28 protein-coding genes and 2 pseudogenes are annotated in these 23,229 nt (G+C 42.4%); 14 read left to right on the top strand and 16 right to left on the bottom strand.

The genetic code is table 11. The features are described 5' to 3' along the window. The first annotated feature begins 655 nt into the window (after window positions 1-655). The 3 genes from AAIR21_RS18710 to AAIR21_RS18720 are packed head-to-tail and all read left to right on the top strand — an operon-like array spanning window position 656 to window position 2,506. Window positions 656-1,183: a tetratricopeptide repeat protein gene (locus AAIR21_RS18710; protein WP_032678808.1), complete on the top strand. Its 528-nt coding sequence runs from the start codon at window positions 656-658 to the stop codon at window positions 1,181-1,183. 7 nt (window positions 1,184-1,190) lie between these two features. Further along, on the top strand, window positions 1,191-1,721 hold the full coding sequence (locus tag AAIR21_RS18715; protein WP_079231754.1) for a sigma-70 family RNA polymerase sigma factor: 531 nt from the start codon (window positions 1,191-1,193) through the stop codon (window positions 1,719-1,721). Continuing rightward, on the top strand, window positions 1,718-2,506 hold the full coding sequence (locus AAIR21_RS18720; RefSeq protein ID WP_126488081.1) for an anti-sigma factor family protein: 789 nt from the start codon (window positions 1,718-1,720) through the stop codon (window positions 2,504-2,506). Before AAIR21_RS18715 ends, AAIR21_RS18720 begins: the two co-directional genes overlap by 4 nt. On the opposite strand, the gene AAIR21_RS18725 is transcribed toward AAIR21_RS18720, so the two are convergent. The 5 genes from AAIR21_RS18725 to AAIR21_RS18745 all read right to left on the bottom strand — a co-directional run bounded on the left by AAIR21_RS18725 (window position 2,498) and on the right by AAIR21_RS18745 (window position 5,298). Continuing rightward, window positions 2,498-3,055 carry a YceI family protein gene (locus tag AAIR21_RS18725; RefSeq protein WP_063925502.1) on the bottom strand — a complete coding sequence of 186 codons (558 nt, stop codon included), beginning with the start codon at window positions 3,053-3,055 and terminating at the stop codon, window positions 2,498-2,500. The genes AAIR21_RS18720 and AAIR21_RS18725 overlap by 9 nt on opposite strands. Before the next feature lie 68 nt (window positions 3,056-3,123). After that, window positions 3,124-3,468, bottom strand: coding sequence for a cupin domain-containing protein (locus tag AAIR21_RS18730; protein WP_063925501.1), 345 nt, complete (start codon window positions 3,466-3,468; stop codon window positions 3,124-3,126). An 87-nt stretch (window positions 3,469-3,555) separates the two neighbouring features. Continuing rightward, window positions 3,556-3,912 (bottom strand): hypothetical protein, encoded by a 357-nt coding sequence (locus tag AAIR21_RS18735; RefSeq protein WP_020883896.1) that lies wholly within the window; start codon window positions 3,910-3,912, stop codon window positions 3,556-3,558. A 220-nt stretch (window positions 3,913-4,132) separates the two neighbouring features. Further along, window positions 4,133-4,573: a hypothetical protein gene (locus AAIR21_RS18740; RefSeq protein ID WP_079231756.1), complete on the bottom strand. Its 441-nt coding sequence runs from the start codon at window positions 4,571-4,573 to the stop codon at window positions 4,133-4,135. Between the two features lie 557 nt (window positions 4,574-5,130). Beyond that, window positions 5,131-5,298, bottom strand: a complete 168-nt coding sequence (locus tag AAIR21_RS18745) for a hypothetical protein (protein WP_226777971.1) — start codon at window positions 5,296-5,298, stop codon at window positions 5,131-5,133. Between the two features lie 606 nt (window positions 5,299-5,904). On the opposite strand from AAIR21_RS18745, the gene hxsD reads away from it, so the two are divergent. From hxsD to hxsA, 4 genes are read left to right on the top strand one after another with little or no spacing between them, the layout of a single operon-like run. Further along, on the top strand, window positions 5,905-6,177 hold the full coding sequence (gene hxsD / locus AAIR21_RS18750; protein ID WP_032678801.1) for a His-Xaa-Ser system protein HxsD: 273 nt from the start codon (window positions 5,905-5,907) through the stop codon (window positions 6,175-6,177). Beyond that, window positions 6,177-7,565 carry a His-Xaa-Ser system radical SAM maturase HxsB gene (gene hxsB, locus AAIR21_RS18755; protein ID WP_032678800.1) on the top strand — a complete coding sequence of 463 codons (1,389 nt, stop codon included), beginning with the start codon at window positions 6,177-6,179 and terminating at the stop codon, window positions 7,563-7,565. The genes hxsD and hxsB overlap by 1 nt, the downstream gene beginning before the upstream one ends. Further along, window positions 7,558-8,670: a His-Xaa-Ser system radical SAM maturase HxsC gene (gene hxsC / locus AAIR21_RS18760; RefSeq protein ID WP_079231758.1), complete on the top strand. Its 1,113-nt coding sequence runs from the start codon at window positions 7,558-7,560 to the stop codon at window positions 8,668-8,670. The genes hxsB and hxsC overlap by 8 nt, the downstream gene beginning before the upstream one ends. Continuing rightward, complete coding sequence (gene hxsA, locus AAIR21_RS18765; protein ID WP_079231759.1) at window positions 8,667-9,296, top strand: His-Xaa-Ser repeat protein HxsA; 630 nt, start codon at window positions 8,667-8,669, stop codon at window positions 9,294-9,296. The genes hxsC and hxsA overlap by 4 nt, the downstream gene beginning before the upstream one ends. Before the next feature lie 284 nt (window positions 9,297-9,580). Here the strand turns inward: hxsA and AAIR21_RS18770 are convergent, their stop codons facing one another. Next, window positions 9,581-10,126: a hypothetical protein gene (locus AAIR21_RS18770; RefSeq protein WP_079231760.1), complete on the bottom strand. Its 546-nt coding sequence runs from the start codon at window positions 10,124-10,126 to the stop codon at window positions 9,581-9,583. 632 nt (window positions 10,127-10,758) lie between these two features. On the opposite strand from AAIR21_RS18770, the gene AAIR21_RS18775 reads away from it, so the two are divergent. From AAIR21_RS18775 to AAIR21_RS18800, 6 genes are all read left to right on the top strand, one after another. Further along, window positions 10,759-11,412 (top strand): hypothetical protein, encoded by a 654-nt coding sequence (locus AAIR21_RS18775; protein ID WP_032678795.1) that lies wholly within the window; start codon window positions 10,759-10,761, stop codon window positions 11,410-11,412. Between the two features lie 30 nt (window positions 11,413-11,442). Next, entirely contained in the window at window positions 11,443-11,652 is a 210-nt protein-coding gene (locus tag AAIR21_RS18780; protein ID WP_126488083.1) for a hypothetical protein, read from the top strand. 738 nt (window positions 11,653-12,390) lie between these two features. Beyond that, entirely contained in the window at window positions 12,391-13,236 is an 846-nt protein-coding gene (locus AAIR21_RS18785; protein WP_001067213.1) for a DUF6387 family protein, read from the top strand. Between the two features lie 282 nt (window positions 13,237-13,518). Next, window positions 13,519-13,725, top strand: a complete 207-nt coding sequence (locus tag AAIR21_RS18790) for a helix-turn-helix transcriptional regulator (RefSeq protein ID WP_000795662.1) — start codon at window positions 13,519-13,521, stop codon at window positions 13,723-13,725. A 20-nt stretch (window positions 13,726-13,745) separates the two neighbouring features. Continuing rightward, entirely contained in the window at window positions 13,746-14,045 is a 300-nt protein-coding gene (locus tag AAIR21_RS18795; RefSeq protein ID WP_000151178.1) for a hypothetical protein, read from the top strand. Between the two features lie 248 nt (window positions 14,046-14,293). Continuing rightward, entirely contained in the window at window positions 14,294-14,569 is a 276-nt protein-coding gene (locus AAIR21_RS18800; protein WP_434681940.1) for a hypothetical protein, read from the top strand. Between the two features lie 541 nt (window positions 14,570-15,110). Here the strand turns inward: AAIR21_RS18800 and AAIR21_RS18805 are convergent. Further along, window positions 15,111-15,675: pseudogene (locus AAIR21_RS18805) on the bottom strand (helix-turn-helix domain-containing protein). A 1,039-nt stretch (window positions 15,676-16,714) separates the two neighbouring features. Between AAIR21_RS18805 and AAIR21_RS18810 the strand changes: the two are divergent. Further along, a complete protein-coding gene (locus AAIR21_RS18810; protein ID WP_001274227.1) occupies window positions 16,715-17,140 on the top strand; it encodes a hypothetical protein in 426 nt (141 codons plus the stop codon). A gap of 141 nt (window positions 17,141-17,281) precedes the next feature. Here the strand turns inward: AAIR21_RS18810 and AAIR21_RS18815 are convergent, their stop codons facing one another. The 9 genes and pseudogenes from AAIR21_RS18815 to AAIR21_RS18855 all read right to left on the bottom strand — a co-directional run. Next, entirely contained in the window at window positions 17,282-17,602 is a 321-nt protein-coding gene (locus AAIR21_RS18815; RefSeq protein ID WP_000860556.1) for a hypothetical protein, read from the bottom strand. Between the two features lie 26 nt (window positions 17,603-17,628). Further along, window positions 17,629-18,015 (bottom strand): hypothetical protein, encoded by a 387-nt coding sequence (locus AAIR21_RS18820; protein ID WP_001079017.1) that lies wholly within the window; start codon window positions 18,013-18,015, stop codon window positions 17,629-17,631. Between the two features lie 49 nt (window positions 18,016-18,064). Continuing rightward, the gene (locus tag AAIR21_RS18825; protein WP_000369203.1) at window positions 18,065-18,337 is read right to left on the bottom strand and encodes a hypothetical protein; all 273 of its coding nucleotides are present in this window, start codon (window positions 18,335-18,337) and stop codon (window positions 18,065-18,067) included. Window positions 18,338-18,525: 188 nt separating this feature from the next. Further along, complete coding sequence (locus AAIR21_RS18830; protein WP_000677822.1) at window positions 18,526-19,761, bottom strand: relaxase/mobilization nuclease domain-containing protein; 1,236 nt, start codon at window positions 19,759-19,761, stop codon at window positions 18,526-18,528. Further along, window positions 19,758-20,165, bottom strand: coding sequence for a hypothetical protein (locus AAIR21_RS18835; RefSeq protein ID WP_001374085.1), 408 nt, complete (start codon window positions 20,163-20,165; stop codon window positions 19,758-19,760). The genes AAIR21_RS18830 and AAIR21_RS18835 overlap by 4 nt, the downstream gene beginning before the upstream one ends. 201 nt (window positions 20,166-20,366) lie before the next feature. Continuing rightward, window positions 20,367-21,320 (bottom strand): ankyrin repeat domain-containing protein, encoded by a 954-nt coding sequence (locus AAIR21_RS18840; protein ID WP_000074023.1) that lies wholly within the window; start codon window positions 21,318-21,320, stop codon window positions 20,367-20,369. Window positions 21,321-21,334: 14 nt separating this feature from the next. Beyond that, window positions 21,335-21,775, bottom strand: a complete 441-nt coding sequence (locus AAIR21_RS18845; RefSeq protein WP_000744627.1) for a hypothetical protein — start codon at window positions 21,773-21,775, stop codon at window positions 21,335-21,337. 581 nt (window positions 21,776-22,356) lie between these two features. Continuing rightward, the gene (locus tag AAIR21_RS18850; RefSeq protein WP_306308318.1) at window positions 22,357-22,734 is read right to left on the bottom strand and encodes a DUF4928 family protein; all 378 of its coding nucleotides are present in this window, start codon (window positions 22,732-22,734) and stop codon (window positions 22,357-22,359) included. After that, window positions 22,691-22,813: pseudogene (locus tag AAIR21_RS18855) on the bottom strand (DUF4928 family protein); the annotation flags it as partial. The pseudogene AAIR21_RS18855 and the gene AAIR21_RS18850, both read right to left, overlap by 44 nt. Window positions 22,814-23,229: the final 416 nt, after the last annotated feature.

Raw genomic sequence — 23,229 nt, forward strand, 5'->3', positions numbered from 1 at the left:
TATTTTTTTTAGAGCGAACGATGCCCGCCATAATCCAGAGTGGCAACATCAGAGCGAATCTAATTACTCATGAGAGAGAATGTCGTTTATTTGTATTTTTGTGTTGTATAAAACCCTGTAATTAATAGAGGTATTGTTTTTGACGATATAAAAATGATATAGCCAGAAAAGTCTGAATGTGCAAATTAAGCATCTGTAAACACTGTATGAAGCGTTGAAGGGGGCATTAATTTATAGCTGGCTATTATAATTTTAAAAATATAACATGTTGTATTTATTGTTTTTTATTTGTTTGTAAAATGCGGTGTTTTATCATTTGCCATGAATAAATATTTAGCAGGGGACTTTTTTTAGGATGGCGTTAAACGCTATTGTTTATGCCGGCTTAATGTGCGTTTAAGTTAGGGTAACGTTTTTGATATAACATATATTATGTTGGTAATTAATTAAAAATATATTCTTGTGCGGTGCCGGGATTCTGCTACTGAGAGAAAAATAATAACTAACAGGGAGTAAAGATAAAATATCCCGCTCAACATTTAATGGGGATACGACGTCAACATGATTCTGAGAAAAAAAGAGGGGCCCGGGAATGAATAAAATGCATCGCTCACGCGTTTACTGACGTCATTCCCATTTCACCCTGGAGCCTTTTATGAACACGACCTCTGTGCGTTTGATCCCGGTGCTGATTTTTTCCCTGTTGTCTCCTCTCGCGCTGGCGATGGGCGATAATAGTACCGAGAGTAAAACACCCGACTGTCCGTCCGGACAGGTGTATGACAGTGCAACTCAGAAATGTGTGCCCGATAAGAGCAGCAGCCTTAGCGATCAGGACAAAACCAACTATGCCTATCACCTTGCTAAAAAAGGCGAGTACCAGGCGGCGCTGAACCTTCTTGATTCGTTAAAAAATAACAACACGGCTGAAGCATGGAACTATCGCGGGTATGCCACCCGCAAACTGGGTCGTACGGATGAAGGTATCGGTTACTACCAGCGTGCGCTGGCTATCGCCCCGGATTATGCCAAAGCCCGTGAATACCTGGGCGAGGCGTGGATGGTCAAGGGACGTCCGGATCTGGCCAAAGAGCAACTGAAAGTGATTGCCGGTATTTGCGGCCAGTCCTGTGAAGAGTACCGTGACCTGCAGGCTGCCATTAACGGACATCCGGAATCCTGATTTTCTCGTGGAGGGAAAACACATCGCTACCCGTGAGGTTCGCCAACAGTTAGCCGCACACCTCTCACGTCTCTGGCGTTATGGGCTGGTGTTGTCGCGAAACAGGGATGTCGCCGAAGAGCTGGTTCAGTCCACCTGCGTCCGCGCGCTTGAAAAAAGCAGTCAGTACATGCCCGGTACACGTATCGACAGGTGGCTGTTTGCGATATTGCACTCCATCTGGATCTCTGAGCTTCGGGCACGTCATGTTCGTCAGGGGCAGGGGTTTGTCGCCAGCGACGAGCTTCTGGCACCGGATACCCGTGAACAGGATGAGACGCGCCTGCATTACCTGAAGGTGATGCAGCGCGTCAACGCGCTCCCGGAAGCCCAGCGCAACACGGTTTTTTTGGTGTATGTCGAAGGCTTTACCTATCAGGAAGCCGCGAACACCCTGGCGGTGCCGATCGGTACCGTAATGAGCCGACTGGCGACGGCACGGGCAACGCTGGCAGCGTCTGCCGATGCCTTGCCCCCGGTTAAGGAGAAACGCTCTTGAACGCGCACCGTTTTACAGCGCCCTATAACGATGAGGCTATCGTGGCATGGATAGATGGCGAGATGTGTCATGCCGACGCGCAAAAATTTGAAGAAGAGTTGAGACGTGACGAGCGCCTCTCCGGGCGGACCGCCGAGTTAATGAAAAGCAATGCGGATTACCCCGGCGCGTTTGCCGCTATGCTGGATGATGCTCCTCTGGAGAAGATGCAGGCCCGGCTGGCGGAACTGCCCGATCCGAAGCCCGCTACCCCGGTTGGCGTAAGCCGGCGCGCACTCATTGCCGCGTCGGTCAGTTTCCTGGTGGTCGGTTCCGGCGTGGGATATGGGTTGCGACCCGCTTTCGCACCGTCTGATGAAAACGCCCATATTCGTGACCTCGAAGCGCAATACATGTCGCTTTACAGCGTAGAGACTTTGCTGGATATGGACAGCGCGCCGCATGTTCTGCAGCGTGGGCTGGAACGGGCAGCGCAGGATATCGGCCTGCAACTTCAGGCGTCACAGCTTATCCTGCATGGAGCAGAGCTTAAAATGGTCCGCATGCTGCGCTATGAAACCACCTCTATCGCGCAAATAGCCTGGATAAATGCCGACTACGGCCCGATGGCGCTGTGTATCTCCCCGACAGAGCAGACAACGACAGCCGCTCAACAGGAACAGCGGCACGACATGAACCTGGTGTGGTGGCAGAAAGCGGGATATCAGTTTGTGCTGATCGGCCGCAACCCGCTCCCACAGTTGCGGGGCAGTGCAGAGCAGCTGCAAAGCCTGATTTCAGGATGACGGGATACCGTTAGCCTGAATCGCAATGGTGATGGCAATCCTGTCATCAACGACCAGCGCAAATTTATCCATGCCGTAGGCCGCGCGCGAAATGGTCGTTGTCGCATCCAGCGTAAGGACCGGCGCGTGCGGATCTTTCACGACGGCGTCCAGAATGACCGGGCGGGCAATGTCGCGTACGGTCAATGTTCCGAACACCCTGAACATTCCTGAACCCTGAGCGACCACGCGTGAGCTGATAAATTCGATAACAGGATAACGTTCAGATTCAAAAAACATGTCGCTTTTCAGTTGCCAGGTGAGCAGGCTGTTTGAGGCAACCAGGGTGGCCACGGGAAGGGTGACATGAATATGGTCATCGATATCCTTATCCGGGTTAAGCGTTACGGAACCCGTGACGCCACTGAATCTGGCCCAGGAGAGGATTCCCCCGAAGGCGTGCCAGGATAACCGTATGGCAGTGTTTTCAGTATCAATGGTATAGCTCTGCGGGGCGGCCTGCGCCAGCGGACAGAGCAACACGAACAGAATAACCAGGCGTCGCAACATCTCAGGATCTCTTTAGGGGTGACAAGGCGTTAACGCGCAACCCCGGGGATCTATTCGGCTTTTAGGCGTCAGGACGTCTTAATAATATCCACCGAGATCTCGACGGCGGTTACCGGACCCCGGTTTTCCAGCCAGTGGACCGTGTTGTGATCTTCCGGCCAGCCGACACCGGGACCGTAGTCAGTCGCAATACCGTGACGATGATCGGTGATGGTACCTTCAAGGATAAATACGGTGCCGGGCCTGTCGATATGATTATGCACCGGACCAAAGACCGCGCCGGGAGCGAGAGTGACCCTGCGCATACGAAGCTGGCGACCGGCCATGTCCGCTATTTCCGGACCCAGATCGACGACGGAGAGTAATTCAACGGTAACGCCCTGGGTTTCAGGTGCGGTGTGTTCGCTGTTCATGATGGAGTCCCCCTGAGACAAGTTTAGTTTGCAGGGAGCAGGGCAGGAGGGAATAAAAAAGGCCGCGTCTGCGGCCTTTCGAAGGGATTACTCAGTGACTTTCTTTTCCAGCTCGCTGGCACCTTCTTTGGTTTTATTCCAGCCTTTCTCAGCACCTTCTTTGGTGGCATCCCACCCTTTCTCGGTACCTTCTTTGGTTTTATGCCAGGCTTTCTGGGAATCTTCGCTGACCTTGCTGCTTAAATTTTCGGTTTTACCCTCTGCAGCATGCTTCTGTTTCAGCTTCAGCTCTTCGCCTTTATTCTGCTCTTCGTGCAGTTTTTGCTTCGCGTCGTTGGCGTTTGCCTTCGCCGCAGCGACGGTATCGTCAGTTGCATGTGTGGTCGCAGCAAATACTGGGGAAGCCAGCAGAACGGCAGATAATGCGATAATTGTTTTTTTCATAATATCCTCATTTAACGTTATCGGTTATGAGCGTGATTCAGCATGGCACAGACGAAGCGGCGTGGCTTTAGGAAAAAACTGTAATGTTATTTTGGCGTTATACCGTGAAGCGTATTTAGTTACGCAGAGGAATTAATTATTTTCAGGATCAATGCCGTGTACCAGGGGCGTGCATATCCCTATTACTGGTGGCTTTTGGCCATGAGTAAAGTTAATTAACTCACTGAGCTTCGCAAAATATATTTTGACTCTCCCCGCTTGTTGGGGAGAGTTCGCAGAACAGTTTCACGCTGTCGTTCCTGGAATAGCCTGAAAAAGGCCCGCCAAAGCGTTGGGAGGTGTAAATATCGCGTTTTTGTCCCTGAGGGTCGATTGTTGTCAGTGTCCAGCTACTCAGGCGATCTTGCGGTCCGACGGGTATAAAAACATGCCAGTCTCCCTGCGGTACGAAAGAAAAATACCCGTTATTATCCGTTTGTGTCGTGGCAATGTGTCGGTCGAATTCCACTAACGAAACGGTTACCCGGGGCAGCGGTTTTCCTGCGTTATTCAATGTGCCCTCAATACGAGGGGAGGGATAATCATGGTAAACGCAGCCGCTGAGCAATAACGTGAGAGCCACGATAGCCTGGCTTGCGATGCGGTTTGAGGACGCTGTCATGGGTGCGAATCCTTTTGCGTTCAGGTGTTTTTTGGTGGCGTGAATGCAGTATACGCGGGTGGCGTAATTTCGGAACTGTAGATTCTGTTAAGGATGTTGATTTACTGAGTTTTTCCAGACTTATGCCTGGATAAATTGAGCGTGTGAATAGACACTGGCACCTCCAGGAGAATGTAGCTTTACGAGCTACATAATAAGAGGTCTTGTCGTTGCCTTTACAATGTTAACGTACTGACGTTGCGCTTTGCAGAAAGTCGCATCAACGAACTTTCTCTGGCGCAGGAGTGGCTGAAATCGTCATGTATTTTTTCAGGCCAGCCTCTCGTTTTACACCTTGGGGTCTGAACCAAAAGGAAGCCTTAAGCGCGGGGAGTCGACGGTGTTCACTGTCGAGAGAAAATTACCAATGAATCTGAAATTGATACTAGCTACTGTAACGGATAATACCTCAAAACTTCCCGTCGAATACTCATTACCCAAACGGACGATTTCTTTAACGCTATCCTTAACATCGATAAGAGCAATTGTCAGTGACTCCTCGAAAATAATGTCATCCGTTAAAAAAAGATATAGCGATGATCATTAACCTGAACAGCTGCTTCCAGTATTTGCCCTGGTACAATAATGTCTGTGCTATTGCCATTGATCACTACGTTAGGCTGCGCCTGGGATAAATCTGTCGCTTCCTGACCCTTTACCAGAGATATTGAATTAACCTGTTGCATAATCAATTCCACACACTACCCATCTCCGATACTGCAAGAGCACCGCTGACAAAACCACCAATAAGTACACAAACAGGTGCATCTGGCCCACACATCAATCCCGCCATTACGCAGCCTGCGGCGTTTATCGCTATTTTCCGCCCCGATTCTGAGACCTTATTCTCAGCGGTATAAATTTCGTAAACAGAAATTGCAACAGTGGGTACGACGTATAGATGCTCAAGGTATTGAGAGTGATTGTAAGCTCTCCTGGCTTAGTTAGTATCGACGTGCGCTAGTGCAGCTTCATCACGTCATGAGGAAATTCTTTCTCATTAAGAATTATTGAAGTAATAGATTTCATATCATGAACCACCAGCAGATCTTTTAAGCCCATACGTTTTGATGGTATATTGGGCGCTTAAAATTTAACCGGTTCAAGCGGCATATGATAATCAGAAAACATTATTGATTATCATAGGATAAGCAACATCATTTGTCAGAGTCGCCATTCAGATGCAAACATCCTGTAACATATTAATTAAATGGTGTATCCTCATTTCTATAGGAAAAATCCGCTTTACAGTGGTTGCTGATTGTGATTATTAGTTTTGTGAGGCAATGGCAATGTGCGAAAGGATATTAAAAAAAGATGTTTATTCTGAATGGGTTATACGCAATACCCTGTACTGGATGACTTCGCTTACTCAGTGGAAGTTTTGTGAAGATATATCCTCCTGGAAAATCTCTTTTGAAAACGATAGTCCCGAATGCCTCTATGAATTCGAGAGGCTGCTGAATGATTACGCTTTGCGAGAAAAACTACAGCATAAAACAGGGGCGTTGAGAGATTCTATTGTCCATAAAGTGCTTCGCAGTGTCGATGAAAGGCTTTCGTAATGGAATTGATGCCATTCAATTTTGACAGATTGCCTAATGGACAGGTGTTTATAAGCAACCTCGCTGGTTTTCATCATTTCATTGATGAGCAAGAGTTGCTTGATCTTTCTGATGAGCAAATCAATGCGGAACAATCAAACGCACTCGAAAGCAAGCTATTCATAACCAACGAAAGCTCATCGGCTATAACGCCCTATGCTTTAAGTTCTGCTTTTGCAAAACGATTGATGAATGAACTGGCTATCAGGCCAATTTTCATGATTGTGCCCACACTACGTTGCGACCATACCTGCAAGTATTGTCAGGTCAGTAGAGCTTCAGTGAATGCCTCTGGTTATGATCTAGATCCCGATCTCATCCCTGATATCATTTCTACTATCAAAAAACTATCGACACCACCATACAAGATAGAGATACAGGGTGGAGAGCCACTCTTGCGGTTCGATTTAATTCAGTCTATCTATGAGCAATGTGCTGAAACGCTGGGAGGTATCGATTTTGAGATGGTGATAGCATCAAGCCTGTCTGTCTTGAATGAGGATATGCTTGAATGGTCGAGAGATAGGAACATAACGTTCTCTACTTCGCTTGATGGTGAGGAAGTTGTTCACAACAGTAATCGAATTCTTGGTCATGGGCTTGCGTACAGTAGAACAGTGTCAGGAGTAGAGGCTATTAAACGGTCTTTAGGCGCTGGGCGAGTTGCAACGGTTACCACAGTTACTAAAGATCTTATCAGGCATCCTGAATCGATTGTCCATGCTCACTTGTCTCTTGGCCTCAAGGACATGTTTATCCGACCTGTTAGTCCCTATGGGTTTGCACAAAAAGCATCGTTCACCTTTTCTATGGATGAATACTTCAGTTTCTATGCCTCGTTGATAGATGAAATCCTTAAGATCAATAATGAAGGGATAAGGGTTGTGGAACATTCGGCCTCCATTCATCTGAAAAGGATCTTCAATCCCGGCTTTAGTGGTTACGCAGATTTAAAGTCGCCAAGTGGGGTTGTGCTTAACAGTATTCTTTTCAATTATGACGGTCGAGTATATGGTAGCGATGAGAGCCGTATGTTGCAGAAGGTGAATCCTGAAACGGAGTTCAGTGCGGGTGAGGTTAAGACGCTACAATTTTCTAAGAGTCCTTACTATAACGCAGTATTAAGTTCATCGTTCAATTTTGCTCTACCAGGTTGTGATACATGTGCATATCAACCATTTTGCGGTGCAGATCCATGCCAGAACATAAGTGTACAGGGTGAGCCTGTCGGTGATAGGAGTCGTTCAACGTTTTGTCAGTATCACAAGGGGATGTTCAGGTATCTGATGAACTGCATCTCAGAAGGTGGTCCGAAGGCTGAGATGCTAAAAGGATGGGCATATGTCTGAGGTTATCAGGAACGATATCTTTCATTTTGCTTCAAAAGAGACTGTGCCCGCGGGGTTCTATCGGTTATGCAAACAAAAACCAGTGAACCCTTTATTCTTTTTGCCCAATTTGCTGGTAGTTGCTGAAAGCAATAATGATGTCATTCTACCATGCTTTGATTACTCTGTTATTAGCACTGAATTATTTGAGTCAATTGAAGATGGAGATATTGGGATAATCAACAATGGCAATATGATACGCGTTATTCTGTCCCGAAGAGCCAATCATAATACTGTCTTAGTAACGGAACGTTGCAATAACTTGTGTCTGTTTTGTTCGCAGCCACCAAAAAAATCAAATGATGATTGGCTTCTTACCCAATCAGCTCTTGCTATAGCTTCATTTGGTTTGAATGGAGTTGTTGGGGTCAGCGGTGGTGAACCTTTGCTGTATGGAGATGATTTCCTTCACTTCATTGATTTTATCATCGAGAATTCACCAGATACTGCTTTGCATGTTTTAACAAACGGACGCAAATTTGCTGATACCAACTTTACTCTGGAAATGGCAAAGCGAAGCAAAAAGATCAAAATCACCTTTGGTATCCCGCTCTACTCATCAAGACCACTTGTGCATGATCATCTGGTAGGGAGTGATGGCGCATTTAATGAAACAGTCAAGGGGTTAATCAATGCAGGAAACTCAGGGATTAATATCGAACTTAGAGTTATTCCGACACTGGCTAACTATACAGAACTGGATGACATCGTAGAGTTCGTCGGCCGTGTGTTCTCCAACATCAATCAGATTTCCCTTATGGGGTTGGAATCTATCGGGTGGGCACGAAAAAACTGGTCATCAATCTTTATCGAGCATGATAACTATCGTGAGAAAATCCTCTCTGTCATAGACACTGCGCAAAGGTCAGGCATCCCTCTAACAATCTTCAATTACCCATTGTGCCATCTTCCTGAAAAAGCCAGAGGGTTTGCTACCCAGTCAATTTCTGACTGGAAAAATTACTATCCCAAAGAATGTGATGAATGTACTCAGAAGTCTTCCTGTGCTGGTTATTTCAGTTCGTCAAAAGGCCGTTTTCATCAACCTCCGAGACCAATTCTATGAAAAAATTTAATTTCGCTTCCCTGCTTCCGGGATTTTTAGCACTCAATAATTCTGTATGGGCAAGTGATTCCTCTACTGGAGCAAGTGATTTGCCCGGTATGACTCTTAATGAGCATGATTTAGTGATAGCACCCCTTAACACAGAAGTCCCATTCTACATTGCTGGGCATCGCAGCCATAGCTCCCATCGGAGTCATAGTTCTCACAGATCCTCATCAGGTGGCGGGTACTATGGTGGCAGCACTCCTTATTATCCTAAAACATACAGTTCACCAAGCTCATCTGGCTCTTCAAGTTCAGGGACAAGTTCCTCATCGTCATCTGTTCGTTCGCTTCGCTCTAATGACATGGATGCCTCTACGACTACAAACTCTGCTGGAACGAATGGAACTACCCGTGCAACTAGCGGGCTGACTTCTGATACTGAAAAGCGTAAACGTTTAATCATGCGAGTGCAGTTTGCATTACTGGATAAAGGTTTTTATAACGGTAATATTGATGGAAGTATGGGACCAGCGACACGAGCTGCTATCAAAGATTATAGAGTTGCAAATGGGCTTCCTACTCCAGTAAGAGAAACATTAGATACTCAGTTATTGAATTCTTTAAATATACTGGCCCGTTAAAAATATCTGGTTAAATAGAATGAACATAAAACTCGCTATTTGAAGGATTAGCTAATTCTGGGACAGGACATTCAGACGCCGCAGGACAGATCATGCATACAAAAAAGCCCGCAGGGCTTGCGCCGTGCGGGCTCTTAGGACTTCATCGGATGACTCTGGTAATCACCGATGGAGAATTTTGGTGGAGCTGGCTGAAAGCGACACCAAATACTAACTGTCTGATTCTTTGATCAATGTAGCGGGAATCAATGTCACACCACTATGTCACATGCCCAATACAAAAATCAAGACATCGGCTTAATCACGTGGGTGCAATGGGGATGATCAGGAATTTTAGGCGTTTTGTCCCAGTTGCCATCCTCATAAGAGGTAACTAATAATTTGAGTAGATGACTGACGTCATGAGAACGTCCTGCAAGAACTTGTGAGCATTGTGATGATGCTTGCTCCTGCGACGATGGGGGAACAAAGCATTCGTTGTGTCCCTTTGCTATCTCGATTTCTAATACTGCTTGGTTGTAGAACCGACTAAACTGTGTTCTGGTTAAACGTTCTGCCCAGCCACTAGCAAAGACTCTGTTATCCCCGGAATGGATTGATGTGTAACGTGGAATACGATTTTCAACGGCTCTAATTGCTTCGTCTAAGCGCAATTCACCATTTGTGAGCTGAGATAAAATTGCTCTGAACTCTTCTACCCTGCCTGCTCCTTCGGTCGCTTTGCCCGCAATCTTTTTACTGGCAATAAGAGATAACATTTTTCTTTGGAGTTCTTGGTTGTTGCCTAAAGCACTAGGTATTTCATTAAAATCAGAAGCATAAGTGATCATGTAGGATTCCTTGCTAAATTAATGAAAGTTACAGAGTGTGGATGGTTATCCACGAGGGTTTTGCAGGTAATACTCGTTCAGACCATCGGTGTAACCTTGGTAATAGGCTACTCTTGGGCTTCTATGGCGAACTTCAGCCGCTTGGCTTTTTAAGATGGAGTCAATAGCCGTAGCAGCGCTAGGCTCTTGGTTTGATACCCCTGCCTGAAATCCAAGTTCGTATGCACATCCGGCACATTTATGACGGAATGGATAGCTCTGATCCTCTGGAAGGGCGGCAAACATTGTGTCGTAGCGGTGTGGTGCTTGGCAGGTAGGCATGAAAACCTCATAGTTTAAAAACAGTACTCTTTATATGAGTATGGTTTCTTTTTCATTCAAGATGCTGCAGTTGTATCTCTCCTCTTCTTTTACAAAATGTGAGGCTAGTCACTTTTAACAGATGATACCAACGCTGTTAGTTAATCATTTATATTGCAAGCAACTTACTGTTGTTTAAGGTGAAAGGAACTGAGTAATACATCACTGGTGATGGACTCTTGAATCTCTGTTTCACTTTGTTTTTATGAGACAATATATGTAGCGTTTATACACACATTATTCCAGAATGTGGCTTTCTTAGGGAGAATGAGTTGAGTAGGACTGACGAGGAAATAAAGCAAGCAACTGCGATTTTCGCGGTTTACAAAGCGGAGATTGATAAGCGTGAGCTATCAAATACCGACAATTATGACAAAAATATTCTCACTTTGTCTTCAGCTGGGCTAGCTATATCGCTGACCTTACTAAAAGATATTGTCAGTAAGGAAGGGCCTACACTTGTGGCTTCCCTTTATCTGTCGTGGACTTTTTTTGGGCTTGCTATCCTATCAACCATTGCTAGTTTTCTCATTAGTAACAAGGCATTAACCAAACAGTTGTCTATAGCTGAACGATATTATATTGATGGAGATCAAAATGCGTTCAGTGAAAAAAACAGATGGGGGAATTTCACTTCGCTGTTGAACTGGCTTTCAGGTAGTTTCTTCATATTGGCTATCATTTCGGTGATTGTATTCGGTTTAAGTAATTTTTCTAAGAGGTCGCAAGTGGACACTGATAATTCCAAAAAATGCGTTGTAAGCAACCTTAATGAAGGGCAGGTAGTACCGAGAATGCAACAACTTCCTATTGATAAGGGGGCTTCAATTCCTGCTATGCCAAAAGTTCCAGCACCCACTCCCTCTCCGGTTAATCCTGTAGTTTTACCAAACTCCCCAGCAGCCCCCACGACGACGAAGCCGTGATAATTAACACTAAACCTCTGGAATTAAGTTATGAGTGATAAAGACAACACTAGTTTGAACCTTGGAATTAGCATGGAAGGACACAATGTCCCAACAATGCAGCGTGTGTTTGTTGGCAATGGGGCTAATGTTCCTGCTATGCAAGCTATCCCTTCTACTGGGCAACAGGCTTCTTCATCAACTGGTCAAAATGTCCCTCAAAACGGTAATAGCTCTCAAAAGAATTCTACTTCTTCGTAATATCAATGTGTTAGAAGGAAATGTATGAGCCAGAAAATGAGTAATCCGATTCGCATGGTTGTTGGAGATGGCGCTATCATGCCTAAGATGGTGAAAACACAGTCAGCAAACACTGAAAAACATGGTGCAACAATACCCAAGATGCAGCCAACCCCAGCACAGAGTACGGGTACTTCGTCTAACGCTCCAAAGTCGTCAGGTGACGCTAAAAAATAGCCATGCCATTTGGCTATATGAATTACAGCAAGTTATATCGGACGTGAATTCAACTCCCAAAATGGAAGCTGAATTCGCGTCTTGTTGTTGCTACTAAGTTCGGATTTAATTAGTTCTCTTCGGACTTCGCGGGACAAATTCAAGGCACAAAAAAGCCCGCAGGGCTTGCGCCGTGCGGGCTCTTAGGACTTCATCGAATGACTCTGGTAATCACCGATGGAGAATTTTGGTGGGCTGGCGTCCCTGTAAATAACTATTCATGACATTGATTTTTAGGTTTATTTTAAATTTTAAATTTATATGTGGTCCTAAAAAGGAACCATAAATCTTAACGGTATGAGTTCTCACGAATAGCCGATTTGCAAATTGTATCAAAAGACAACAAATTTCTCAGTTCAACTCCCTATTGGTAACTGAACTCATAGATAAGGTCCGTTATGCTTTTCATAGGTAGACGAATACGGTAACTTTTCTCAATAGCACGATTCTATCCGCAGTACCAGCATAGGTGGAGAATGGATTTTGAACAATTGGTCACCAGAGCATACAAAAGTCATCAAGAGCTGGTTTAAGATTGATACATATCGCAAATTTGAAGACCTCTCATTGATTCAGTTCTACCATGAGATATGGGCCCGTAAATTGTTCTTTAAGGAGTATCGGGAAGAGTTTGAGAGCAGAGCACTTGCGGGTTACTTCTCAAAAATTTTTAGTGGCAATCCTTTTTTAATTGAAGAAGGACAACTGGGATACATGACTCCTGCCAACAAACTTTTTCAACCTCCCCATTTCTTTCTCACAACTCTTGATCGCCTTGCTGAAACGAGCATTATTGCAATGCAACGTGGAGGTTTTCTTTGGCATGAAGGTGACAATTATTCTATAAACGCAGAGCTTCGAGAAGAATCACTTTCAGACATTATGCCAGATCAGTTTACACGAACGATCATGTTCGAGATTGATCTGGCAAGTGGCACAGACGAAGAGATTGCAGAGTCGCTTAAAGCTGCATTACCGCAGTGGCGTAAAGTTAAGGGTATTGATGAAAACCCATTGGAATCTGTTCGTTTTGGATACGGAACTATCAAGAAACTCATCAGTTATCGTGTAATACCTATGCTTGATATCCTGGTGTGGGCAGCCGTTAAAAAAATCCGTGTCTCTGACGACAGGTTATCCAGACTACTATATACAGACGATGACGAAGAAAGCGAAATGAGACAGTCCAGCCAAATCAAAGATACCGACAGGCCTTTGGCTCTTAAATCCTGCACAACTGACTTTATCCGACAATTCCATTACTTCATGAACAAAAACAGCCATTTAAAGCAAATGAAAGTCTCTGATGTAATGAAACTATCGGATTAAGAGTTAATTAATAACTGTCTGTTTTTTTATTATAAAAATAAACTAAAAGCACTACTGTAAATGGTGCTTTTTTTTGCGATTTTTACTTTAAACCGGCCATTTTTACACTTGCTATAAAACAGGGGAATTTCAGCTACTCTCAAGTTCCCTTGTTCTGTACTGCACCAACTTCGAGAAAACCATCCTGCACAGCAGCGAAGAACCTCCGCTTCAGGAGCTTCGCTCCTTTCTTTTCCCAACTGCTCGTATAGTGACTTCACCGCAACGACAAGGGATAACGAAATGAAAAATCAAGCAACCCGCCTCATACGCTTACCAGAAGTTCTCGAACGAACTGGCTACGGAAAAGCCTGGATCTATCGTCTGATCAACGATGGCAAGTTTCCTGCTCCTGTCAAAATTGGAAGTCGTGCAATAGCTTTCGTTGAAAGTGAGATTGATAGCTGGATTCAGTCTGTTATCGAAACAAGTCGAAATAATGTTGCTTAATTGAATTTAGGAGAGATTTTATGACTATCGAAGAATTTGTGAATGAAGAAAACCATATGTGTAATCTGGGCCAGGAACTATTCTTTAAAATTTTCGAGCCTGAATCGATTTATAATTTACCCAATAACGAGTTTAATAAAGAAATAATATATTGGCTCAGTCAGTATCTTGTCGGAAATTTGATACAACCTTTAGACGCGATCTCAGAGCTTAATGCTTCCAAACAAATATATGTTTACGAGACTTGGTTTTCGCTAATTAAATGCCCTGATGAAATGAAACTCTTGGCGAAGCGGATAATTGAATATTTATTGGATTAAGAAATTCATATGGCAATGCAAAGTTTTGCTGCATATTTTAGATTAAAACGTTAAAGAATAACTTGCATTATTTTTATGACCGTTCTTTTGCAAGGCAGTGAGATGGTTTTAGGTGGGTTGGGTGTGCATAATATTAATAGTGTTAGGACGGTTTTTAGTATTAAGAAGTAATAATAATAGCCATTGGTGAAAATTATGACGGGATTTTTACCATGACATTTCATATTAATAAGTATAGGAAAGTTAAAATGAATAATTCAATCATAGTACCAGAAGATAAAGATTTTGTATGTGCGTTTGCGACTTCACCGAATAGCTTTTATGAGGCTATTGAATCCTATCGTAATTATGTAGATCTAGTCCAAGAGATAGAGTTAGAGCACGTCTTTCTTTATTTATTGTTTTCTATAGTGGTCAATGGTAGTACAGATATTACGATTAATGATGAAGTACGAATGTGTATTGAGCAGCTTGTCTATGAAAAAAATAGTATCAGAAATAATAATGCAGATAAAAAGATGTAAAGGCTGTAATAAATTATCATGGGTACAGACAGCACAAGTCTGTACCTTCTTATTTTAATTCAACAGATAATGATACATGAAAATTATGTGCTTTTGATAGTGGTCATCTGGTTTTCTATAGTAAACATTATAGGATATAGGTTATCCTGAATTTTAATATTATGCTCTTTTTTATTTAAAAGAGCTGAAAAATACAGGATTTAAATGGTGTTGGTATTTAAACTCAGTAGGTATAGTAACACTCGCATCAATCAGTTCTGTGATAGCCTGATAAAATTGAGTGGGTGTAATATGTATCCCTTCTTGCTGTGCTATGGGCGTAACACGATGAAAAATTAGGTAAACAATGCTCTTATCTGGCTTATACGACGCGATTAATGTAAGCAACCAGAATACATTGTGAATAGTAGTGTTAAGATTATGACTTTCAACTGATGATTGATTATTTTGAAAGTAAGTGGAGAGTCTTTTTTGCATAAAGGTATCGTTTTTTTGTTAATGTTATCACTCGCGTGGAGAAAATTACCACGCTGTAATGTTTTTAAAATGGAATGCCGTCTGCAGGATTTCGTCTTCTGGAGTTTTTAACTGATTTTGTTTTACTCCAGGCACGATAAAAATTAAACGAATTGGCAAAATCTTCTGTCTCCAGTCTGGATTTTCTGAATTTATCCATCAGATCTTCATTGAAACGACGAGGAATTCCCTTAACGCACAAGTTTGAATTCAGATATACCTGATTATCTATGGTGTCACGAATAAGTATTTTTTTTTCCAAATAACTCTTTGAATGCACGTGAAACATTTGATTTATTCAGCCCAAGCTCTTTGGCAGTACGTGACTGTGAAAAATCAGGAATAATATTACCGTAATCAATGGCTGAGAAGAGATAAATCACAATTCTAAATGCTGTAGGCGTCAAATCCATTCTGGCGAGTGTCGCCATATTACCTTTAAATACCATTGAGAAATCGTCCTTGAAGGACGTCTTTTTATAGCTGGTTGCTTTAATTTTTATTTCTTCTAGATCTTCGGGCATAACCTCTAATGCTTCTGCAATAATGGATTTTTGTTCTTTAGTTAATACAACACTTGTGATTGACATAATGGCTCCTTTTTTATTGTTGTGATTACAGACATGGCATATTTAATTTATTTGTCAATGGTTTTGATGATATTATTTTAATTATATCTTATTTGAATTTTTTATCCGTTCTTTGGTGGTGGTAATAGGTTGTAAAATTTGAAACGAGGGGTGCTAAATTTAACCATCACCTGTTATGTGATTGATAATTTTTGGTGCTGAAATTAACAACGGCATATTTTGTATAATCATATGATTTTATTAGATAATTTTTGATTTTGATCTGCAAGATAAAAGAGTGATAAAGAAATAAGAAACCACAGTTTTGCATTTGATCGATACTCAAGGCCTTGGTGTACCTGATGAAAACATTTTTATTATTGCTTTTCTTAAATAATATCATTTGTAAATTGAAGCCTGCGCAACTGTGTGTTACGCCCCATTGGGCTTCAGAACATCACTATAGTGTTTTCAGTCAGTATAAATACGCTTCGCGCACGAGTTCACAGTATTTAGGTTTACTGTCATTAAAAATACGCTTCGTGCAGAAGTTCAGAAAAATGGGGTTAGCTGTCAGCACAAATACGCTTCGCGCAAAAAAAAATCAGGAGGCTAAGTTGATCGGGAAAGCGAACACAGATACATGATTTACCCGTTTGCTGACTACGGCTCACGCCGGGACCCTTCGGAAAAACCCTTTCTGCTTCAGCGAGTGAGTGCTGCGGGCACTCAGAGGCGCTGCCAGGGAGACAAAATTAAGTTTTTCAACTGTTTGGTAAAAATAATTAACATTTATAGGTAGTCGGGGCGTAAGCCAGTGCGTAGCACGCTCTCAAAAAATATTCCTGTGGGTTTCTTATCTGCAATAGGGAAATAACTCAGATAATTGATATATGAAAAAACAATACAATCGGGAAGACACAACTTTAGCACAGTAAAAGCTATTTGTATTTATGAGGAATAAAATATATATGAATAATAAAATATTTTTATTTTGCTATTGATTTTAATTTTTAAGATGATAGTACTTAATTATAAAAACAAAATAATGGAGGAAATTATGAGTGCTATTAATGTGTTATCTCAGGAGGAAAAATTTATACATGTTGTTGATAAATTTATAACCCATAATCACAACGGCGTTAATAACAATGTCTTTTATAAAAAACTTTATGTTCTCTTCGCCGGATATCATCTGAAGTATTTTTATTCACGGGCGCAATATCGCAATTCGTGTTATCACGTTGATAATATCATGCAGATGTTTATGGGTGTCGTTTCTACCCTGAAGACCCCTCTGCTCAGGCAACTCGCAAACAGTGACACATTGCTGCATTGCCTGAATTCGCTCGTGAATTATATTTCAGGCAATCTGGATGAAGCAGAGCACATTTATGCTGATTTACTGGCACAGTATGAAAAGAAACGCATTGCACGTTCTCTGGCTTATACACCACCAGGATCCGTGGTCAGGAAAAGACTGTGAGACATCGGAAATGCGCCGGACAAGGCAGAGTATGGCAGAGTGACATAAAAGCAGTCGTTTCCCGCAAGATATTACCGGGCATTAAAAAGGCAGGATCCACCGATTTGGTGTCCTGCCTGGCGGGATTATTTTATTGTGGTCTTACTTATCAACGACCTGCCAGCCATCATCTGTTTTGACCAGCTTGACAGCCGCTGTGCGTTTTTCGTTATCGACAACAGCTGTTACATTGCATTTATAGCTTTTATCCGATAGTTTTTCGCAGTCGTGTTTTTTGACTGATTTTAACTTCCGCAGCATGTCAGGCGTGATATCGTTTCTCGCTATGGATTTAACGATGGCATTCGTCTGCTCCACGACCTTATTCATCGCAGTGTAAATATCCTGCTCAGACGGTTCACTGGTGCAGCCGGTCAGCAAAAAAATGGACGCAATGAGTGTGGTAAATGCATATGTTTTCATAAAATAATCCCAGACGGTAGAGTACGTTATTGAAAAAGGCCGGTTTTCATCTTGCTGTTGTTTTCAGAGAACGTCCACTTGCTGACGGTTTCGCCTTTAAATTCGATTTCCAGCGTTTTGGCCTGCGTCTGTGAACCCCCGGTCAGCAGTCCAATCACGGGAATGAATGTGGTGGCATCAAACTGATTGTTGTCCATCGAATAAGTCCATTGTTCATTGCCACTATCAAGTGTAGTTTTGGTTTCGGGCTGACCGAATGCGGTAATGATTTCTGATTTCGTTGTTTTATTTTTGATGATTTTCGACTGCAGACTTTGTGATGTTTCTTTTTTTAGATGCTGGTTGCCTGATGTTGAACAGCCAGAAATAAGTAAAGAAGAAATAAAAAACACAGAAATCATGAATCTGTTCATAAGTTTTCTCATATTAATTTTTTATGTTTGCGGTGGTGTGAAATTAATATCATCTTATAAAAACAACTCTGTCTGCATATTTCTTTTTAATAATGCAGATAAGAATAATGACGCTGGCAAAAAACGTAATGACTGAGGCAGGAGTGCTGCCGGTCAATGAAAACACTAACCAGGCGAGAGCTAATGCCACGAATTGAAACAGGAATGCCACACTGAGTGGACTTTCACCATAGGCCACTTTTGCATGGCAACCTTTGCAAACCCGCACACCGTGTGGGCTTTGTGTAAAGCAGAAAGGGCAGCTAATCGTTTTATTATCCATCATGACTCCGTAGCCTGATTTAAGGTGATGTATTTTTGAACATTTTCGATGAATGAACTGCTTTAGTAAAATTGCTTGTACCGATCGATGGATCTCAGGCGATAGGTTATATCTATTATAACTAGATTATCGATCTATAAAAACGATCGATATCTTATTGACTATCACTAAAGTATGGACTAGCTAACTTATGGTGCAGGATGGTTGTTGTTTTTAAATGATTGTTCTTTATTGGTATTTGTTGTCATGGGATGACAGGGTGTCAGAATATGTAGGTGGAGGATTTGGTGGAAAGGATGTGCAGTGGCATGTAACAGAGACATGCCTCTGCGCCTGAGAAGTGCCACAATATGGACGAGCAATACAAGCCATGAATACAGACGACGCTGGCGGGGTATCTGACGAGCTGTATTGTGCAGATTGCTCCTGAGCTGGATGATACCCACTGTCTCCTGTTGTCTTTCCAGACGAATTTTTTCTTCAAGCTGATGGATTTTCTCCAGAATCGTTTCCCGGTTTGCAGCCTGCTCTTCAGACTCGCATGATGGCACTGGCACTGGCACTGGCACTGGCACTGGCACTGGCACTGGCGCGGTTGTAGGTTCTATTGGCCTCTGGGCTTCTTTCAGTAAACTCAGATGCTCAGGCGTAAAATCAATCAGTGCTTGCAGGGAAGACCAGCCATATTTTTTACCCAACTGAGATGCTTTAAAGGCAATACCCTGGTATTGAAATGAAAATCCACTCATTTTACCCGTAGTGGCGATATTGGGTTTGCAGGTCACTCCTTCCTGTTCCAGTAAGCGAACAAAGGTTAGTAAATCGGGATGGTGTGTTAATGCATTGTCGAGCAGGGCCTGCAACAGTGACTTAGGGCAGGGAGCTGCTGTGCGTTCTGCCATCATCAGTTCATTACGGGAAGGCTTCCTTTTATCCTGGCGGCTACTGCCGGTTACACCCGTAGTTTCGGTGAGGCCGTGTACTCTCTCCAGCTCACTGATAATCCGTGTGCCGATAAGATTTTCATTTTTCCCCAGGTACAGTTTTCCACCGACCATGTTAATACGACTTGCAATGATATGAATATGCTGCCCATCCGGATCATCGTGCATGATATAGCAGCGAAGATGGGTGTCAGTGAAGCCCATTCGGGCCATATAATCGTCAGCGAATGCTGCCCACTGTCTGTTTGACAGTTTCTCACCCTTTGGCAGGCGAAGTGAATTATGCCAGACAGGTTTGGCGACATCGGGACGCAGCAGTCGGGTGCCTTCAAATTCACTTATAAGCTCAGCAGCAGTGCTACCCGTCATGTTGCCACCGATGACATAAGGCGTGATTTTGTGGTGAGAACCTGACTTCAGGCTATAAATAACCACACCTGTGAATTGTTTACCCCTTTTTATTTTCTGCATGCCTTTCATGGGTCTGACTCCAGAAATGTTGAGGGAATAAGGTGATCCCTGAGAGTTTTGATTTGTCTGCGCAGGGCGAAGAGTTCTGTACGGGTCAGTTCGCTGTCAGGGCTTTTGCTGTCGAGATGACTCAACAGGTAGTTTAAATCCTGTGAAAGGCTGCCAAGTTTTATCCATGCTTCACGATTGATTTCTGGCAGAACCGGCGGGAGTTTATTCAGGGAAGCCATCCTGAGCCATTCTCCTTTTTTATACTGACCTCTTTTACTGTCGAGAATAATTAATTCTTCTTCATTTAATCTGACACTGATGCAGTGATGTCGTATTTCATTCTCAGGAAATTTGTCAGTATGGAATTTACCGCGTTTTGATACTCTGGTTATATCATCATCATTACTCATGTCACTGTTCATAGTTATCCTTTTATTTCATGTTTATTACTACAGATAACCGATGAAATGAATAAGTCAAGTTGTTACGGGATAAATAATTTAATTATCTGGATTAAAAAAGGTATACCATTTGACAAATAGTATACCCACGAGGACATATCAGATTAATGGTCATTAAATGAATCCTTGCAGACTAAGAAAAGGGTTGTTTACTCCAGAGTTTTAGAGTCTTTTTCGTACAGATGAACGGGGGATCTCTGGCTTCATTTCTTTTAACAGGTCTTTTTTCTCTCTTGCTGCGATATAAGAAAAAATCTTATCGGAGTCAGAACGCTGTCTGAGTATATCGTCGTCCATTCGGATACCATTTCGAATGAACCATTTCACACTTTCTATGCCGGTGTAGATACCAATATGTTTATCATGATAACAATTATAAAACTGAACATGACTGATATCGGTATATTTTTTCAGTGAGGTAAAGAAGTACTTCATGTTTTTGACATATAATGCGAAGGAACAGTGTTCAGCGATAAGGATATTACGCCCTTTTTCATGAAGCAAAGCAATTAGAGGCAAAGCCTCAGTTGAAACATGTTTAAATAATACTGGCGTGCTGTCTATTCTATCAACATGGCGTTTGAGGGCATTAATACTGAAATCATATATCCACCACTCGTTGTCAGTCGGAAGATCCAGCACCGCTTTGCCACCATAATCTCTGTGGTTTATGTCACACCCTTTATTTACCCAGTAATCAAAGACGTCATGATCGAGGAGGTCATAAAGAAGCGTTTGTCCTTCGTTATCTGTGCTGTGGATATCAATGCCCGCGTTTATGAGGAGTTCCGCACAATCTATGGCGTAGCGCTGCCAGTGAAGACAGGACTGGCCTTTATTATTTTTGTGGTGAACGTTAATACCTGACTTTATCAATAGCCTCACTGCACGTGGGCTTTTTCTGCTAAACAGGGCATTATTACCATAACAATCTGTATGGTTCAGCGCTATGCCTGCTTCAATCATGGCTTTTAAAGCCCCGATACTGTCGCAACCGAAAAGGGCGTTTTCACCGTGTTCATTAAGTGTGTTAATGTCAATGCCTGCAGCAATGCAATTCTGGACGTCTTTTTTAGTTTTGCTGTCAAATAAATTATCTTCTGTATAGTTACTCATGGGCGTTCTCCTTTTTAAGCGGTCGTTTTGTGCCAGGTATTATTGTTGTATTCATATTCTTTTATCTTAATGATCTCGTCATAGATCCGTGAAAAAGAAAACCATGAGATCTCTTTCACTTCGCCTTTTTTGTTTGTATAAATGATATTGCAGCCACGAAAAGAAAATGACTGATAGAAAGTATCGTGATTCTCCTCTTTAAGAAAACGGGTAAAAGCTTTTATGGTGTCTTTTTTTTCCATGCTATAAGAGAAAAAGGTATGGATAGCAAATATGGTCAGAATATTTCTTTCCGTCACCATATGTCTGGAAAAATAATTAAGATAAAAAACATGATCTTCAATGCTATTTTTACAGAATATTGAAAAGTGAGGGTTATACAGACGGTAGAGATCTGTATTCTTTTTTGTTTTAGATAGGTAACTTGTCAGGGTTGAATAGTTTTGTTTTTTCATTTTTATTCTCCTTTATTATTTTGATGAAATGAATGTATATTATCAAATAAATAAAAATCAAATTTATTTTTAATAATAAAAAATAAGCAAGCGTTTTCTTTTGAATAAACTAATTTAATGTGATGTTTTATATAAATAAATTCATAGTTTGCAAAAAGTGCTATTTTTATTTCATGGTTGATTGATGGGCGTTTTTCCCCATTGCTTAGGGGGAAATATATCCCATTAATATTAAATGTTTGAAGTGAATCGTATTTTAGCAGGGGAATATTATATCTTTTACTTCTGTTTTGATTTTCAACTTTGTGTGTGAGACACAATATGTGATAGTGTTGTGATAATCGTAAGTATCCTGCCAAAACGAATCATTCACTTTAAACCTTTACTGACATATTGGTTATATATTCTGAGAAATTTATAGTGCAAAAGGCTCGGTGTGCAGACTTACGCCAGCCCAATCAAGCCGTAGTGCTTTAGTTTTGGGGCTTAGGTATGGTGGAAAAAAGCGACTCGTTAAGCTTACTGAGCTCTATGTATTTCAGGAGTCGGTCAGTAAGTTAACGATCCAAGAGGCTCATCAATCATAAGAGATGTATCAATCTTGCGAGACTCTCACGGATTTTATCGCCGTCATAAATAGCAATCTCTTCAATATTGTTACCAATGAAAGTTTCAGCTGCCTGGATGGCTATCAGTTCAGACATACCAACGTTATCAGCCAGCTGGCGTGCTGCAATGACCTTGCTTTCAAGAGTTAGGATGACCGGCCTGTAGCCTGCGCGTTTGATTTTGATACAGTGTGAAATCAATTTCTCCATAGGTGCGGTGGTCACTTGGAATGCAGTCGTACCCACCTGAAAGGCCCCTTCACGGTCAATGTGTGGATCATTAGCATTGGCCCTGCGACTACTGATTTTAACATCTAGGGAAACGTAGCTGATGTTTGGCTTCGATAAGATTCTGTAGCACCGCCTCAGTGGGGTTGTCAGAACATTCCGCTGCCGCCTTAAGAATATCGCTTACTAGAGATGAAACTGGTTGATTGTAATCCCGGTCGACCGTTACTCTATGTTTATCCGGATAATTTTGGCGTACACATTAAGTGAAGAAAACTTCAAAGTGATTTGAAACAGATGTTGTATTCACTGGCTCATTTACATTAACTTGAGTGTTGTTCAGCACATGTTGAAACGCAGCTGTAAGGAAGATGATACAGCCAAGATGTATCCTTCATTATGGGGATTGGCGCGATGACCACCACGGCTTAGCCCGATTGATTATTTGGAAATTGATTAGAATGCATAATCTGGGCTGAGCTCACTTAAAGTCTCTAATGTTTGACTTGGAGATTTGGGGGGCAGTGGCTTTCAGTTTTGTTAACTCTAACATCTGGTTTACGTTCCTTTTGGAACAAGAAGCAGAGGTCTGCTAAGTAATGGTTGTACTGCTTGTGA

The sequence above is a fragment of the Enterobacter sp. PTB genome (assembly GCF_051130085.1).
Lineage (GTDB): Bacteria > Pseudomonadota > Gammaproteobacteria > Enterobacterales > Enterobacteriaceae > Enterobacter > Enterobacter ludwigii.

Excerpts from the sequence above, each read along its gene's own strand:
- AAIR21_RS18710 (WP_032678808.1), top strand. The coding sequence starts at position 656 with ATGAACACGACCTCTGTGCGTTTGATCCCGGTGCTGATTTTTTCCCTG.
- AAIR21_RS18725 (WP_063925502.1), bottom strand. The coding sequence starts at position 3,055 with ATGTTGCGACGCCTGGTTATTCTGTTCGTGTTGCTCTGTCCGCTGGCG.
- AAIR21_RS18730 (WP_063925501.1), bottom strand. The coding sequence starts at position 3,468 with ATGAACAGCGAACACACCGCACCTGAAACCCAGGGCGTTACCGTTGAA.
- AAIR21_RS18735 (WP_020883896.1), bottom strand. The coding sequence starts at position 3,912 with ATGAAAAAAACAATTATCGCATTATCTGCCGTTCTGCTGGCTTCCCCA.
- AAIR21_RS18740 (WP_079231756.1), bottom strand. The coding sequence starts at position 4,573 with ATGACAGCGTCCTCAAACCGCATCGCAAGCCAGGCTATCGTGGCTCTC.
- AAIR21_RS18745 (WP_226777971.1), bottom strand. The coding sequence starts at position 5,298 with ATGCAACAGGTTAATTCAATATCTCTGGTAAAGGGTCAGGAAGCGACA.
- hxsD (WP_032678801.1), top strand. The coding sequence starts at position 5,905 with ATGTGCGAAAGGATATTAAAAAAAGATGTTTATTCTGAATGGGTTATA.
- hxsB (WP_032678800.1), top strand. The coding sequence starts at position 6,177 with ATGGAATTGATGCCATTCAATTTTGACAGATTGCCTAATGGACAGGTG.
- hxsC (WP_079231758.1), top strand. The coding sequence starts at position 7,558 with ATGTCTGAGGTTATCAGGAACGATATCTTTCATTTTGCTTCAAAAGAG.
- hxsA (WP_079231759.1), top strand. The coding sequence starts at position 8,667 with ATGAAAAAATTTAATTTCGCTTCCCTGCTTCCGGGATTTTTAGCACTC.
- AAIR21_RS18770 (WP_079231760.1), bottom strand. The coding sequence starts at position 10,126 with ATGATCACTTATGCTTCTGATTTTAATGAAATACCTAGTGCTTTAGGC.
- AAIR21_RS18780 (WP_126488083.1), top strand. The coding sequence starts at position 11,443 with ATGAGTGATAAAGACAACACTAGTTTGAACCTTGGAATTAGCATGGAA.
- AAIR21_RS18790 (WP_000795662.1), top strand. The coding sequence starts at position 13,519 with ATGAAAAATCAAGCAACCCGCCTCATACGCTTACCAGAAGTTCTCGAA.
- AAIR21_RS18795 (WP_000151178.1), top strand. The coding sequence starts at position 13,746 with ATGACTATCGAAGAATTTGTGAATGAAGAAAACCATATGTGTAATCTG.
- AAIR21_RS18800 (WP_434681940.1), top strand. The coding sequence starts at position 14,294 with ATGAATAATTCAATCATAGTACCAGAAGATAAAGATTTTGTATGTGCG.
- AAIR21_RS18810 (WP_001274227.1), top strand. The coding sequence starts at position 16,715 with ATGAGTGCTATTAATGTGTTATCTCAGGAGGAAAAATTTATACATGTT.
- AAIR21_RS18815 (WP_000860556.1), bottom strand. The coding sequence starts at position 17,602 with ATGAAAACATATGCATTTACCACACTCATTGCGTCCATTTTTTTGCTG.
- AAIR21_RS18820 (WP_001079017.1), bottom strand. The coding sequence starts at position 18,015 with ATGAACAGATTCATGATTTCTGTGTTTTTTATTTCTTCTTTACTTATT.
- AAIR21_RS18825 (WP_000369203.1), bottom strand. The coding sequence starts at position 18,337 with ATGGATAATAAAACGATTAGCTGCCCTTTCTGCTTTACACAAAGCCCA.
- AAIR21_RS18830 (WP_000677822.1), bottom strand. The coding sequence starts at position 19,761 with ATGAAAGGCATGCAGAAAATAAAAAGGGGTAAACAATTCACAGGTGTG.
- AAIR21_RS18835 (WP_001374085.1), bottom strand. The coding sequence starts at position 20,165 with ATGAACAGTGACATGAGTAATGATGATGATATAACCAGAGTATCAAAA.
- AAIR21_RS18840 (WP_000074023.1), bottom strand. The coding sequence starts at position 21,320 with ATGAGTAACTATACAGAAGATAATTTATTTGACAGCAAAACTAAAAAA.
- AAIR21_RS18845 (WP_000744627.1), bottom strand. The coding sequence starts at position 21,775 with ATGAAAAAACAAAACTATTCAACCCTGACAAGTTACCTATCTAAAACA.